12 protein-coding genes are annotated in these 13584 nt (G+C 74.4%); 5 read left to right on the forward strand and 7 right to left on the reverse strand.

Going from position 1 to position 13584, the window contains the following annotated elements:
* The first annotated feature begins 490 nt into the window (after positions 1 to 490).
* Positions 491 to 1135 carry an HAD family hydrolase gene (locus ABZ576_RS04885; protein WP_360735830.1) on the forward strand — a complete coding sequence of 215 codons (645 nt, stop codon included), beginning with the start codon at positions 491 to 493 and terminating at the stop codon, positions 1133 to 1135.
* Here ABZ576_RS04885 and ABZ576_RS04890 read toward each other — a convergent pair.
* Entirely contained in the window at positions 1099 to 1362 is a 264-nt protein-coding gene (locus ABZ576_RS04890; protein WP_360735832.1) for a hypothetical protein, read from the reverse strand. The genes ABZ576_RS04885 and ABZ576_RS04890 overlap by 37 nt on opposite strands.
* A 174-nt stretch (positions 1363 to 1536) precedes the next feature.
* On the opposite strand from ABZ576_RS04890, the gene ABZ576_RS04895 reads away from it, so the two are divergent.
* Positions 1537 to 1920, forward strand: a complete 384-nt coding sequence (locus ABZ576_RS04895; protein ID WP_030989397.1) for a cold-shock protein — start codon at positions 1537 to 1539, stop codon at positions 1918 to 1920.
* 37 nt (positions 1921 to 1957) lie between these two features.
* On the opposite strand, the gene ABZ576_RS04900 is transcribed toward ABZ576_RS04895, so the two are convergent.
* From ABZ576_RS04900 to ABZ576_RS04915, 4 genes are all read right to left on the reverse strand, one after another.
* Entirely contained in the window at positions 1958 to 2806 is an 849-nt protein-coding gene (locus tag ABZ576_RS04900; protein WP_360735834.1) for a 1,4-dihydroxy-6-naphthoate synthase, read from the reverse strand.
* Positions 2796 to 3497: a futalosine hydrolase gene (locus tag ABZ576_RS04905; protein ID WP_360736644.1), complete on the reverse strand. Its 702-nt coding sequence runs from the start codon at positions 3495 to 3497 to the stop codon at positions 2796 to 2798. Before ABZ576_RS04905 ends, ABZ576_RS04900 begins: the two co-directional genes overlap by 11 nt.
* A gap of 17 nt (positions 3498 to 3514) precedes the next feature.
* The gene (locus ABZ576_RS04910) at positions 3515 to 3988 is read right to left on the reverse strand and encodes a DUF2771 domain-containing protein (RefSeq protein ID WP_360735836.1); all 474 of its coding nucleotides are present in this window, start codon (positions 3986 to 3988) and stop codon (positions 3515 to 3517) included.
* 62 nt (positions 3989 to 4050) lie between these two features.
* Positions 4051 to 5445, reverse strand: coding sequence for an MFS transporter (locus ABZ576_RS04915; protein WP_360735838.1), 1395 nt, complete (start codon positions 5443 to 5445; stop codon positions 4051 to 4053).
* Between the two features lie 290 nt (positions 5446 to 5735).
* Between ABZ576_RS04915 and ABZ576_RS04920 the strand changes: the two genes are divergently transcribed.
* The gene (locus ABZ576_RS04920) at positions 5736 to 6662 is read left to right on the forward strand and encodes a DUF3027 domain-containing protein (RefSeq protein ID WP_360735840.1); all 927 of its coding nucleotides are present in this window, start codon (positions 5736 to 5738) and stop codon (positions 6660 to 6662) included.
* 226 nt (positions 6663 to 6888) lie between these two features.
* On the opposite strand, the gene ABZ576_RS04925 is transcribed toward ABZ576_RS04920, so the two are convergent.
* Entirely contained in the window at positions 6889 to 8514 is a 1626-nt protein-coding gene (locus ABZ576_RS04925) for an alkaline phosphatase D family protein (RefSeq protein ID WP_360735842.1), read from the reverse strand.
* A 189-nt stretch (positions 8515 to 8703) separates the two neighbouring features.
* Here ABZ576_RS04925 and ABZ576_RS04930 point away from each other — a divergent pair, with 189 nt between their 5' ends.
* Positions 8704 to 9666 (forward strand): YihY/virulence factor BrkB family protein, encoded by a 963-nt coding sequence (locus ABZ576_RS04930; protein ID WP_360735844.1) that lies wholly within the window; start codon positions 8704 to 8706, stop codon positions 9664 to 9666.
* A gap of 66 nt (positions 9667 to 9732) precedes the next feature.
* On the opposite strand, the gene ABZ576_RS04935 is transcribed toward ABZ576_RS04930, so the two are convergent.
* A complete protein-coding gene (locus tag ABZ576_RS04935) occupies positions 9733 to 10224 on the reverse strand; it encodes a hemerythrin domain-containing protein (protein ID WP_360735846.1) in 492 nt (163 codons plus the stop codon).
* A 135-nt stretch (positions 10225 to 10359) separates the two neighbouring features.
* Here ABZ576_RS04935 and ABZ576_RS04940 point away from each other — a divergent pair, with 135 nt between their 5' ends.
* The gene (locus ABZ576_RS04940; protein WP_360735848.1) at positions 10360 to 13518 is read left to right on the forward strand and encodes a molecular chaperone Hsp90; all 3159 of its coding nucleotides are present in this window, start codon (positions 10360 to 10362) and stop codon (positions 13516 to 13518) included.
* Positions 13519 to 13584 lie beyond the last annotated feature (66 nt).

Here is a 13584-nt window from a genome sequence, read left to right on the forward strand (position 1 = left end):
CGCGGGCCCGTGGTGCCCCTTCGCGCAGTTCCCCGCGCCCCTGGGTCGGCTGCCGTTCCGCCCGCTTCGATCGGCACCGTGCCCTCTTGACGCCGCACCGCCGTACTCGTCCGCGGGCCCGTGGTGCCCCTTCGCGCAGTTCCCCGCGCCCCTGGGTCGGCTGCCGTTCCGCCCGCTTCGATCGGCACCGTGCCCTCTTGACGCCGCGCCGCCGTACTCGTCCGCGGGCCCGTGGTGCCCCTTCGCGCAGTTCCCCGCGCCCCTGGGCCGGCTGCCGTTCCGCCCGCTTCGTCGGTGCCGTGCGGACGGGCGCCCTGCAGGGGCGCGGGGAACTGCGCGATCAGCCACGACGCACCCGCACCCGGCGGATGACGGTCATCCCCCGCGGCGGGAGCCCGCCCGGCCCACGTGACCCGCGCCCGGCGGATGTCGGTCATTCCCGTGGCGAGAGCCCGCCCGGTCCCCCGGGGCGTCGGGGTGGACCGGCAGAATGGCGGGCATGGTCTCCTCCCTCACCGTCGGGTTCGATCTCGACATGACGCTCATCGACTCCCGGCCGGGCATCCGCGCCTGCTACCTGGCCCTGGCAGAGCGGACGGGGACGTTCATCGACGCCGATCTGGCGGTCACCCGGCTCGGCCCGCCCCTCGTGGAGGAGCTGATCCACTGGTTCCCGGCGGAGCACGTGCCGGCGATGGCCGATCTGTACCGGGAGATGTACCCGTCCATAGCCATCGCCGCGACACCCGCCATGGACGGCGCCCGGGAGGCGATCGCCGCGGTGCGGGCGGCCGGCGGCCGGACGATGGTGGTGACGGCGAAGTACGAGCCGAACGCCAGGCTCCACCTGGCCCACCTCGGCATCGAACCGGACGTCGTGGTCGGCGACCTGTGGGCCGAGCAGAAAGCGGCGGCACTGCGCGAACACGGCGCCGGGGTCTACGTCGGCGACCACGTCGGAGACGTACGCGGAGCCCGCGCGGCGGGTGCGTTTTCGGTCGCCGTGGCGACCGGCCCGTGCCCGGCCGACGAACTCGGCGCGGCCGGCGCGGACGTCGTCCTGACCGACCTGCACGCCTTCCCGTCGTGGCTGTCCGGCTACCGCGAGGCGCCCGGGGCGGCCTCCCGCGCCTGACGCCGTCCGGCGGCGACGGACCGCAGGACACCGGCACCGGCGACGAGGAATCCGACGCCCATGAGCATGCTCAGACCGAACATGTAGGTCGGAAAAGGCTTCCACCCGAGGAGCAGCGGGGCCACCGTGACGAGGGTGGCCACGGCCCCGAGGAAGAAGACGACGGCACCGGCGCGGATCAGTCGGTCACCGGGCGCGGCGGAATTCGTTTGGGTTTTGTCACGCACCCCACCAGGGTAGTTCCCTGCGCGAGAGAACAACCGGGGGACGTCTTGTCACCCGCGCGAAGAGCATTAGCCTTGTAGCGCTTGGTATCGGCGGGTCGTGGTCGACCCGCTCTCGTGCTATCAAGAGCCGTTTCCGAAGTAGTTTTCCCAACGAGTACGAGGACGAGGACAGACGTGCCTACCGGCAAGGTCAAGTGGTTCAACAGCGAGAAGGGCTTCGGCTTTCTCTCCCGCGACGACGGCGGTGACGTCTTCGTCCATTCCTCGGTTCTCCCCGCCGGAGTCGATTCGCTCAAGCCGGGACAGCGCGTGGAGTTCGGGGTGGTCGCCGGTCAGCGCGGTGACCAGGCGTTGTCGGTGATCGTGCTGGACCCGACGCCGTCGGTCGCCGCCGCCCAGCGCAAGAAGCCGGACGAGTTGGCGTCGATCGTGCAGGATTTGACGACCCTTCTCGAGAACATCACGCCGATGCTGGAGAAGGGCCGTTACCCGGACAAGACGTCCGGTAAGAAGATCGCCGGTCTGCTCCGCGCGGTCGCCGACCAGCTGGACGTCTGAGCCCGTCCCGGCCGTTGTCGCGGAATCCGGGAATCCGTCAGGGAAAAGCGAGCGCGTCAGGGCCGAGGGGCGGCAGCAGCCCCTCGGCCGCCGCACGCGTGAGCAGCCCCCGGACCGCCGCGTAGCCGTCCTCGCCGAGGTCGGCGGTGAACTCGTTGACGTACAGCCCGATGTGCTGGTCGGCGACGGCCGGGTCCATCTCCTGGGCGTGCGCCATGACGTACGGCCGGGAGACCTCCGGATCGTCCCAGGCGGCCCGCACGGAGGCGCGGACGGAGTCGGCGAGCCGGCGCAGCGCCTCGGCGCCCAGCGAGCGCCTGGCGATGATCGCGCCCAGCGGGATCGGCAGCCCGGTGGTCCGCTCCCAGTGCTCGCCCATGTCGGCGAGCTTGTGCAGCCCGTAGTTCCGGTAGGTGAACCGGGCCTCGTGGATGACCAGTCCGGCGTCCACCTTGCCGTCCCGCACGGCCGGCATGATCTCGTGGAACGGCATGACCACGATCTCCCCGACCCCGCCGGGCAGCGTGTCCGCGGCCCAGAGGCGGAACAGCAGGTAGGCGGTCGACTTCTCGCTCGGCACCGCGACCGTACGGCCCGTCAGGTCGGCTCCCGCCTCGCGGGTCAGCACCAGCGGCCCGCAGCCCCGCCCCAGCGCACCGCCGCACGGCAGCAGCGCGTAGGTGTCCAGGACGTACGGCAGGACCGCGTACGACACCTTCAGCGCGTCGAACTCGCCGCGCTCGGCCATGCCGTTGGTGATGTCGATGTCGGCGAAGGTCACGTCCAGCGCGGGCGCGCCGGGGACGCGGCCGTGGGCGAGGGCGTCGAAGACGAAGGTGTCGTTCGGGCAGGGGGAGTAGGCGATGCGGAGGGGCTCAGTGGTCATGTGGGTTCCAACTCTCCAGTGCGGGCGCGAGCTTCCCGAAGCCCTCGGTGAGGGCGTCGAGGGCGTCGCCGATGCGCCAGGCGGCGCGGTCGCGGGGCCCGACCGGGTTGGAGACCGCGCGGAGCTCCAGCACGGGCACGCCGTGCGCGGCGGCCGCCTCGGCCACCCCGAACCCCTCCATGCCCTCGGCGAGCGCGCCGGGGTGCCGGGCGCGCAGGGCGGCGGCGCGCTCCGCGGTGCCGGTCACGGTGGAGACGGTCAGGATCGTGCCGGTACGGGCGCCGGTGGCCTCGGACACGACTCGTACGAGTGATTCCGGCGGGCGGTGGGTGATGGTCCCGAAGCCGAGTTCGGTGACCGGGAGGAAGCCGTCGGCGGTCTGCGCGCCCAGGTCGGCGACGGTGATCGCGTCGGCGACGACGAGCGAGCCGAGCGGCGCCCCGGGCGCGAAGCCGCCGCCGATCCCGGCCGAGACGACCAGGTCGTAGGGGCGGCCGGCCAGCGCGGCGGCGGTGAGGGCGGCGGCGGTGGACGCGGCGGCGAGCGCCGGGCCGACACCGGCGGCCAGCAGGTCCCAGCCCGCGGCCGTCCGGCGCAGGTCCGCGCCCGGCAGCCGTACCTCCTCGGCCGCCGCGGGCAACGCCCGCGCCACCGCGTCCCGCTCGACGGGGACCGCGGTGGCGACCAGGATCCGCGCGGAGGCCGTGATCAGCCCTTCTTCAGCTTGAAGGACCAGAAGCCCTGCTTCGTCTTCTCGCCCATCTGGATCACGAGCGTGTTGGTCTCGCCCTGCGTGCCGTACTGGACGTTGAAGAACGCGCTGCTCGGGATCGTGCGGTAGGTCTCTTTGCTGTAGTCGCTGAACTGGCGGCCGTTGACGAGCACGATCCAGCCCTCGTCCGCGATCTCGGGGTCGACGCCGATGCGGACGGTCTCGTCCTGGCCCACCTTGATCGACTTCGCGTCGTCGGCGTTCTTGAGGCAGTCCTGGAGCGACTTCTCGTTCAGCGCCTTGCCGTCGTTGTAGCAGACGGCCTCGGAGTTGACCGAGTTCCCGCCGACGGTGAGCGTCGCGACGGGAGACGGCTTCTCGCATGCCGACAGGACGAGCAGTCCGGCGGAAACGGCGCCGGCGACGGCGACGGCGCGGCGGCGTCGCGATGCGGAGTGCAGCGTGGTCATGGCCGAAGGCTATCGGGCGCCCGCAGGCACCCGCCCATGCGGGGTGCGGCGTGCCCGGTTCGTTACGCCAGCCGGGCCCGGCCGCCCTGCCGGGCCGAGGCGAGCAGCCCCTTCAGCGTGGTCAGCCAGCCGACGGACACGAACGCGGCGCCGACCAGCAGCCCGACCGTGCCGTTGAGCGGCATCACGATGCCGACCGCGCCGCCGAACACCCACGCCATCTGCAGCAGCGTCTCGGAACGGGCGAACGCCGAGGTACGCACCAGCTCCGGCACGTCCCGCTGGATCAGCGCGTCCAGCGCCAGCTTGGCCAGCGCCTGCGCGAACCCGGCGACCGCCGCCAGACAGGCCACCAGGAACGCCCCGAAGAACACGGCGGCGACGACCGCGGTGCCGAGCACCACCGCGACGACGGTCACGATGATGATCTCCGGGGCGCGTGACCTGAGCCAGGCCCCCACCGCCGTGCCCAGCGCGTTGCCCGCCCCGGCCGCGACCCCCACGATGCCCAGGGAGACCGCCGCGCTCTCCCCGGTCAGCGGATGCTCGCGCAGCAGGAAGGCGAGGAAGAAGATCAGGAAGCCGGACAGGCACCGCAGGGCGGCGTTGGCGCCCAGCGCGTGGGTGACGGCCGGCCCCACGGTCCGCAGCCCCGGCCGTCTCACCTGGCGGCGGCGCGGCCCGTGCAGATGCCGCTCGTCGGCCGCGAGCAGCGCCACGTCCTCGCCCTTGGCCGAGTCCACCACGGGCGGCAGGGTGAACGAGAGAAACGTCCCGGCAACGAAGATCACGAAGGCCCCGTACAGCGGCCACGGGTCGCCGAGGGCGTGCAGTCCCGCCGCCACCGGCGCCGCGGCACCGGTGGCCAGCAGCCCGGCGAGGGTGACCCGGGAGTTGGCCTTCACCAGCGAGAACCGGGGCGGCAGCAGCCGCGGCACGACCGCGCTGCGCACCACCCCGTACGCCTTGGACGCCACCAGCACCCCGAGCGCGGCCGGGTACAGCTCCAGGCTGCCGCTCGCCACCGCCCCCGAGATGATCAGTGCGAGCAGCGCCCGCGCCAGCATCGCCCCGGCCATCGCCGCCCGCCGCCCGTGCGGCAGCCGGTCCAGCAGCGGGCCGATGACGGGGGCGAGGACCGTGAACGGCGCCATGGTGATGGCCAGGTACAGCGCGACCCGCCCCCGCGCCTCGTCGGTCGGCACGGAGAAGAACACCGTGGACGCCAGCGCCACGGTGACCATGACGTCCCCGGCGCCGTTCACCGCGTGCAGTTCGATCAGCTTGCCGAGCCCCGACTCGCCGGCGCCGTGCGCGTGCGTGGCCTTGCGGATCCCCCGTGCCGTGCCGGTGACGGGAAGGTGCAGGGCACGGCCGACCGCGCGGACGGCACCACCCACCCGGCCCGAACCGCCGCCCCGGCCACTCAGCTTGTCCGCGGCTGTCACGACGTTCATAGTGCCCCGAGAAGCGGCCGGATAGTGCGGATACGGCGCGTATGGCGGCGTACGGTCCCGTGAACCGGGGCCCGCGTCTTCCCCGTGGCCGCTTCAGGTGGGCGGGTGGGAATATGCGCGAATCCCGTCCGGTGTAGCGTGCCTGTCTCAGCCATAACGCAGAATGGATGGCAGAGGTGCGCCCGGGCGCGCGGATGCAGACGTCGATGCGGTCCCCTGGTCCGCTCCGTCGGCTGAACCGCCGGAGGCAGCCGCACTCGACGAGACGGCGTAGGAGAGAAGCGATACCTGTGAGCGCAGCGACAACGCGAAGCCGCACCCCCGACCGTCTGTGCGCCGAGGCCGTCGACCTCGCCCGTGCCGCCGCCGAGGAGGCCGCCGCCCCCGGCGTGGTCGGCGAGCACACCGGCCTGCTCTCCGAGGGCGACCGTGTTGTCACGCACTTCTTCGAGTGCAAGGAGCTGGGCTACCGCGGCTGGCGCTGGGCCGTGACGGTGGCCCGCGCCTCCCGGGCCAAGGTCGTCACCCTCGACGAGGTCGTCCTGCTGCCCGGCCCCGACGCCCTCCTCGCCCCCGAGTGGGTCCCGTGGAGCGAGCGCCTGCGCCCCGGCGACCTGGGCCCCGGCGACCTGCTCCCCACCGACCAGGACGACCTGCGCCTGGAGCCCGGCTACACGGCCGAGGAGCAGCCCCCGCCGAACTCGGTCGTCTCCGAGGAGATGCGGGAGCTGGCGGAGGCCGAGGACGCCGACGTCTCCCCGGGCGCCCCCGCCGTCCAGCCGACGGCGCCGTCCCGCGGCTCGATCGCCGCGGTGGCCGAGGAACTCGGCATGCGCCGCGCCCGCGTCCTGTCCCGCTACGGCCTGCACGTCGCCGCCGACCGCTGGGAAGAGGCGTTCGGCCCCAAGACGGCGATGGCCCAGGCGGCCCCCGCCACCTGCATGAGCTGCGGCTTCCTGACCCCCATCGGCGGCTCCCTCGGCCAGGCCTTCGGCGTCTGCGCCAACGAGTTCTCCCCGGCCGACGGCCGCGTGGTCTCCCTCGGCTACGGCTGCGGCGGCCACTCGGAGGCGGCGGTCATGCCGAAGCCCCCGCAGCCCGCGGCACCGGTGATCGACGAGACCCGGGTCGACCCCTTCCCGCTCCGCCCGGCCCGCGACTCGGGATCGGTCCCGGAGACCGGCGACGACGAGACGGCGGAACTCGGCCACTCCTGACCTCCGGCCGCCGCCGCACCGTTCGGCGCACCCCCGGGCCCACCCGCACCTCCGCCCACCACGGTCTCCCGTCCCGCCCGGCGACCCGGCCGTGGGCGGCGGCGTCGGCGGCGCGCTCCGCCACGATCAGCTCCGCGGGGTCAACGGCAGCTCCCGATACCGCAGTTGTTCCGCGGCCGGCAGCCGGCCGGACGGGCCGTCGTGTCGTACGCCGCCCGGCGCCGAGTCACCCGACGGTCAGCTCGGCCTCGTGGACGGTGCGGAGCATGCCGTCCTCGCCGGAGTGCTCCAGGCGCAGGTGGGCCGCGCGGCCGCGCAGGGTCAGGGTCATGAGCTGGTTGCCGAACCACGGTCCGCCGCGCTTGCGCCACCGCACCGGCGGCCGGGGGCAGCGGCCGTGGCGGGCGAGGAGGCGGCCCAGGAGGCGGGCCGGCGCGCTCCAGCCGAAGCGGAAGCCGATCCGCATGGTCAGCGGCACGGAGTTGTGCACGGGTGAGCAGGTGAGCTGGACGACGGGGATGCCGGGGCCGTCGGACCGCCAGGACGCCTCGGCGATGTAGCCGTGGTGGACGTCGCCGGACAGCACGCACACGCTGGCCGGGGCGTCCGTCGCGGACCCGGCCTCGGCGATGAGGCCGGCGAGGTCGGTGAAGGAGCGGGGGAAGGCCGCCCAGTGCTCCAGGTCGGCCCCGCGGCGCAGCCACTCGCCGAAGCGGGCCCAGCGCTTGCCGCGCTCGCCCGCGCACAGGGCCGCGTCCCAGCTCTCGGTGTCGTGCACCAGGTGCGGCAGCAGCCAGGGCAGGGAGGTGCCGAGCAGGAGGTGGTCGTAGGAGCCCTCGTCGGCCAGGACCTGCTCGCGCAGCCAGGCGGCCTCCTCCGCGTCGAGCATGGCGCGGCGGTCCTCTTCGAGGACCCGCGCGGCCCGGGAGTCCACCATCACCACCCGGACCCGGCCGAAGTCGCGCCGGTAGCTGAAGCGGACCGAGGAGAGGTCGGCGTCGGCCCGTTCGGCGAGGGCGCGCAGCGCGGGCGTGCCGTCGGCCGCGGCGCGTACGGCGGCCCAGGTCGGGTCGTCGGCCAGTTCGGCGGGGGAGAGGTTGCCCAGGTGCTGGTGGACCCAGTAGGACATCAGCCCGCTCAGCAGCCGGCCCTGCCACCAGTCGGTGGTGCGCATGTCGGCGAGCCAGGCGGCGGAGGTGTTCCAGTCGTCCACGATGTCGTGGTCGTCGAAGATCATGAAGCTGGGCACGGTCGACAGCAGCCAGCGCACCTGGGGGTCGAGCCAGGACTCGTAGTAGAGGTGGCAGTACTCCTCGTAGTCGGTGACCTGGCCGCCGGGCGGCTGGTCGAGGTCGCGGCGGGCGGCCAGCCAGCGCCGGGTGGCCTCGGAGGTCTCGTCGGCGTAGACCTGGTCGCCCAGGAGCAGCAGGACGTCGGGGCGCTCGGCGCCGGGGTCGGCCGACAGCCGGCGGGCGAGGGTGTCGAGGGCGTCGGGGCCGACCGGGTCCTTGCCGTCGGCCGGGGGCGCGGCCCAGCGGCACGATCCGAAGGTGACGCGGACGGCGTCGCCCGAGCCCGGCGGACGGATGACGCTGGGCGGGAAACGGGAGTCGGGCAGCGGCCAGACCCGGGTGCCGTCCAGGAACACCTCGTAGGAGCAGCCGTCCGGTCGCAGCCCGGTCACCGTGACGAGCGCGTAGTGGTGCCCGGCCACCTGGAAGGTGGGGGCGGTGCCGCCGGCGCCGTCCGAGCAGCGCACCTCGGCCGTGCAGGGGCGGCTGGTCTCCACCCACACGGTCGCGCGGGAGCCGTCCGTGTACCTCAGCAGCGGTCCAAGGCGCAGTTCGGCCATGTGATCGCCCTCCTGTCTGACGCGGTAGGGACACCGTAGGGATGGCAACGACCGCGAAGACCGTACCGGGACGCGCCCGGCGGACGCCGCCCGCCGGGCGCGTCGGGGGTCTGGGTCCGGCCCGTGCGGGCAGGTTGAAGGGGACCGCGCGGGGCGTGGCCGCGGCCACGGGTGAGGAGGAACGCGACCATGGGGACGGTGGTGCACGTCCCGCAGACGCGGGACATGGTCGGGGAGGAGCTCTCCGGCGACGAGGCCTTCACCGCGCTGCGGCGGTACGGGGGCGTACGGCTGCTGAGCGACGCCTTCTCCCGGTTCCGCTACGCCGACGGGTTCACCAACGCCCGCGCCCTGGGCTTCCAGATCGTGCTCGGCATGGTGCCGTTCACCATCGCGCTCGTCGGGCTCGCCACGGCCGCGCACACCGAGAGCGTGGGACGGATCATCGAGCTGACCCTGTCCCGGATCGTGCCGGGTGCCGGCTCCGACGTGATCCGGGAGGCGCTGCGCGGCACCCGCCGCACCGCCGGTTCCGACACCTGGAGCACGGTCGCGCTCTGCCTGGGCCTGGTCTTCTCCGTCGTGAACCTGGCCTCGGCCATGGGCCAGGTCGAGCGGGGCGCCAACCGCATCTACGGCGTCGAACGGGACCGGTCCTTCCCCCGGAAGTACGGCAGGGCCGTGCTGCTCGCCTTCGCGGCGGGTGTGCCGATGGTGCTGGGCTTCCTCGTGCTGGTCGCCGGCGAGGCCGTGACCACCGCGACGACCGAGGCACTGGGCACGGGCCGGCCCCCGGGCTGGTGGGGCGCCCTGGAGGTGCCGGTGGGCACGGTCCTCGCCTGGGCCGCCTCCGCCGTCGTCTTCCGCTGGTCGCCGCGGCGGGACCAGCCCGGCTACACCTGGCTGGCGTTCGGTTCCGCCGTCCACCTGGTGCTGTGGGTCACCGCGACCTGGCTGCTTGCGCTCTACGTCTCCCACAGTGGCTCCTTCGGTGCCGTGTACGGGCCCCTCACGGCGTTCGTGGCGCTGCTGCTGTGGGCCAACCTGACGGGCGTCGCCCTGTTCCTGGGCATCGCGTTCGCCGCACAGCTGGAGGCGGCCCGGGCCGGTCTGGGCCGCGCCGTGCGGCCGGACCCTGGGCCGGGGCCCTGACGGCGCCGGCCCGCCGGCCGTCCCAGGGCGGCCGCGGCCCGCCGGCCGCCCGCCGGCGGCGCGCGGTCAGGAGCCGACGATGCGGCGCACGTTGTCCACCGAGCCGCAGCCGGACTTCAGCCGGCGCTCGCGCTCCTCCCGGAACGCCGCGCCCAGCTCCTCGCGCCGCTTCATGGCCACGTTCTCGCGCGCGCCGTTGAGGATGGTGCGCTCCTCCTCGTCGGCGTGGTGGGTGACGGCCTGCACCAGCTCCTCCAGCTTCTCGTCCCACTCCTCGGAGCCGACCTCGTCGACCTCCAGGAGGGCCAGCAGGGCCTGGTTGCCCTCGTCGTGCTCGTGCTCGCCGTGCTCGACCTCTTCGTCGTCGATGTTCTTGTACCGCTTCAGGGCGGGGTAGACCTCGGCCTCCTCGGCGAGCGCGTGGGCGATCAGCAGGTCCGCGAACTCCTCCAGCGCCGCGGCCCGGTCCGCCTCCACGCTGCGCATCAGGCGGAACAGGTCCTCCATACGCCGGTGGTCGCGGAGGATGAGCTCGACTACGTCCTGTGTCTCGGGCATGGGAGGCCACCACTTTCGTGCGACGGCACCTTCGTGCCAACGGATGGTCACTACCGCCTACCCGCCCCGTCCGCGTTGATGGCCTCCCTCCCGCGCGCTGTACCTTCGTCCTCACGCGGAGGATGGAGAGTGGACGTGAGCAAGTTCGTGCGACCGGCGGCCGAGGGGGCCGATCCCTTCGGGACCGCCCGTCTGCGGCGCGGTGTCCTGGACGCCTGGGCGACCAGCCCCGCCCGCTTCCGGGAGGACGCCAACGCCGAGGAGGATCTCGTCCTCGGGGGCTACCGGGACCGGCTGGTGGTGGAGCTGGCGCAGAACGCCGCCGACGCCGCCGCGCGGGCCGGCGTGCCGGGGCGGTTGCGGCTCACCCTCCGCGACGGGGTGCTGGTGGCGGCGAACACCGGGGCACCGCTGGACGCGGCCGGTGTCGAGTCGCTGTCCACGCTGCGCGCCTCCGCCAAGCGGGACACCGGGACGACCCACGGTGCCGTCGGCCGGTTCGGGGTCGGCTTCGCCGCCGTACTCGCCGTGACCGACGAACCGGCGCTCGTGGGGCGGCACGGGGGCGTGCGCTGGTCCCTCGCGGAGGCGCGGGAACTGGCCGCCGACGTCGCCCGGCACAGTCCGGGCCTGGGGGACGAGGTGCGCCGCCGGGACGGGCACGTGCCCCTGCTGCGGCTGCCCTTCGCCGCCGAGGGCACCGCCCCGGAGCCGTACGACACCGCCGTCATCCTGCCCCTGCGCGACGCCGCCGCCGCCGGTCTCGCCGAGCGGCTGCTCGACGGTGTCGACGACGCCCTGCTCCTGGCCCTGCCGGGGCTGGCGGAAGTCGTCGTGGAGATCGACGGGGAGGCACCGCGCACGCTCGGCCGCCGCACCGACGGCCCCTTCACGGTGGTCGAGGACTCCCGCGACGGCATCACGAACTGGCGTACCGCCTCCGCGCACGGGGCACTGACCCCGGACCTGCTCGCCGACCGGCCCGTGGAGGAGCGGCTGCGCCCCCACTGGTCGGTGACCTGGGCCGTGCCCGTCGACGCCTACGGCGCCCCGGTCCGCCCCCGGACCAGCCCGGTGGTGCACGCGCCGACCCCGAGCGACGAACCGCTGGGCGTGCCCGCGCTGCTCATCGCCTCCTTCCCCCTCGACACCACCCGCCGGCACACCGCCCCCGGCCCCCTCACCGACTTCCTGGTGCAGCGCGCGGCCGACGCCTACGCCGACCTGCTCGCCGAGTGGCGTCCGGTCGGGGAGGGGCTCATCGACCTGGTGCCCGGACCGCTCGGCAAGGGCGAGCTGGACGGGGCGCTGCGCCAGGCCGTCCTGGACCGGCTGCCCCGCACCGCCTTCCTGCCCCCGGCCGTCGAGGCCGGGAAGGACGACGAGCTGCCGGAGGCGCTGCGGCCGCGGGACGCCGAGATCGTGGAGGGGGCCGGCGCCGACACCGTGCGGGTGCTCGCCGAGGTGCTGCCCACCCTGCTGCCGGCCGGGCTGGAGCGGCGCGTCGAGCTGCGCACCCTCGGGGTGGCCCGGCTGCCGCTCGCCGAGGCCGTCGACCGGCTCGCCGGGCTGGACAAGGAGCCCGGCTGGTGGCGGCGGCTGTACGACAGCCTCGCCGGCGTCGACCCGGAGCGGCTGTCCGGGCTGCCGGTGCCGCTTGCCGGGGGCACCTCCCAGGCTTTCGGCAGCGGGGGAGGCCGGACCGTGATCGGGCCCCGGCAGGTGCTGCTGCCCACGCCGGACGGTGCCCGGATCGACCCGGACGTCCTCGGGCGGCTCGGGCTGAAGGTCGCCCACGAGGACGCCGCGCACCCGCTGCTGGAGAAGCTGGGCGCGCTGCCCGCCACCCCGCGCGCGGTGCTGACCACCCCTCAGGTGCGGGCGGCCGTGGCGGGCTCCCTGGAGGACGACGGCGGTTTTGGCTGGGAGGAGGACGCGCTGGACGCCGAGGAGCTGGCCGACACCGTCCTCGCCCTCGTCCGGGACGCCGGTCTGGAGCCGGGGGACGAGCCCTGGCTGGGTGCGCTGGCGCTGCCCGACGAGGACGGTGAACTCGCCCCCGCCGGCGAACTGGTGCTGCCCGGCAGCCCCTTCGCCCGGGTGATCCGGGAGGGCGAACTGGCCGCCGTGGACGCCGAGCTGGCCGAGAAGTGGGGCGAGCAGCCGCTCGCCGCGTGCGGGGTGCTCGCCGACTTCGCACTCGTCCGCGCCACCGACGTCGTCCTCGACCCCGACGAGCTGGAACCCCGCGAGGGCGACTACGCCGAGCCCGACGACGCGGGGCTGCTGGACGCCGTGGACGTGTGGTGCGAGGACGTCCTCGACCGGTTCCCGGACAGCCCGGTGCCGCCGGTCGCCACCGAACTCGTCGCCGTACGGGACCTGGACCTGGTGGACGACGACCACTGGCCCGAGGCGCTCGCGCTGCTGGCCCGGCCGCCGCTTCGGGACGCGCTGACCCAGCCCGTGCGGATCCTGCTGCCCGACGGCACCCACGAGGTCGTACGGCCGTACACCGCCTGGTGGCTGCGCGGGCACCCGGTGCTCGACGGGCGGCGCCCGGCGGGGCTGCGCGCGGCCGGCGGGGACCCGCTGCTGCGCGGCCTGTACGACGAGGCCGACGCCACCGGGTTCGAGGACGAGCAGGTGCTGCGGGCGCTCGGGGTGCGCACCTCCGTCGGTGCGCTGCTGGACGAGCCGGGCGGCGCCGCAGAGCTGCTGGACCGGCTCGCCGATCCGGAGCGGCCGGTCACGGCCGCCCAGCTGCACGGGCTGTACGGGGCGCTGGCGGAGCTGGACCCCGAGCAGGTGACCCTGCCGGAGGAGCTGCGGGCCGTCGTGGACGGGCGGGTGGAGGTGGTGGACGCCGGCCGGGCCGTCGTGGTCGACTCGCCCGACCTGCTGCCGTTCACCTCCGGGGTGCCGCTGCTGCCGGTCCGGCCGGCGGTCGCCGCCGAACTCGCCGAGCTGTTCCAGGTGCGGCGGCTGAGCGAGTCCGTCACCGGCGAGGTGCACTCCGAGGGGACCGAGCACGACGTGCCCGACCCGGTGCGGGTGCTGCTCGGCCCGGGGACGCCCCGGACGTACGTCGAGCACGGGGAACTCGTCGTGGACGGCGTGGAGATCGACTGGCGGCTGACCGACGACGGCGTGCTGCACGCGGCCACCCTGGAGGGCGTGGCCGCGGGGCTGGCGTGGGCGGCGGGGCAGTGGCCGCGGCGGTTCGAGGTGGCGGCGCTGCTCGAAGACCCGTCACGCACCGAGGAGTTGGCCCGCGACCGCTGGTTCGACTGACCTCGACAGGTCCTCCACGAACATCACACCAGTCGTACAACCTTTCACATTGTCCCCGCGTCACAT

Origin of the sequence: Streptomyces sp. NPDC013455, from assembly GCF_040632975.1 — a bacterium.
In the GTDB taxonomy this organism is placed as follows: Bacteria; Actinomycetota; Actinomycetes; order Streptomycetales; family Streptomycetaceae; genus Streptomyces.

Excerpts from the sequence above, each read along its gene's own strand:
- ABZ576_RS04885 (WP_360735830.1), top strand. The coding sequence starts at position 491 with ATGGCGGGCATGGTCTCCTCCCTCACCGTCGGGTTCGATCTCGACATG.
- ABZ576_RS04900 (WP_360735834.1), bottom strand. The coding sequence starts at position 2,806 with ATGACCACTGAGCCCCTCCGCATCGCCTACTCCCCCTGCCCGAACGAC.
- ABZ576_RS04910 (WP_360735836.1), bottom strand. The coding sequence starts at position 3,988 with ATGACCACGCTGCACTCCGCATCGCGACGCCGCCGCGCCGTCGCCGTC.
- ABZ576_RS04915 (WP_360735838.1), bottom strand. The coding sequence starts at position 5,445 with ATGAACGTCGTGACAGCCGCGGACAAGCTGAGTGGCCGGGGCGGCGGT.
- ABZ576_RS04925 (WP_360735842.1), bottom strand. The coding sequence starts at position 8,514 with ATGGCCGAACTGCGCCTTGGACCGCTGCTGAGGTACACGGACGGCTCC.
- ABZ576_RS04930 (WP_360735844.1), top strand. The coding sequence starts at position 8,704 with ATGGGGACGGTGGTGCACGTCCCGCAGACGCGGGACATGGTCGGGGAG.
- ABZ576_RS04935 (WP_360735846.1), bottom strand. The coding sequence starts at position 10,224 with ATGCCCGAGACACAGGACGTAGTCGAGCTCATCCTCCGCGACCACCGG.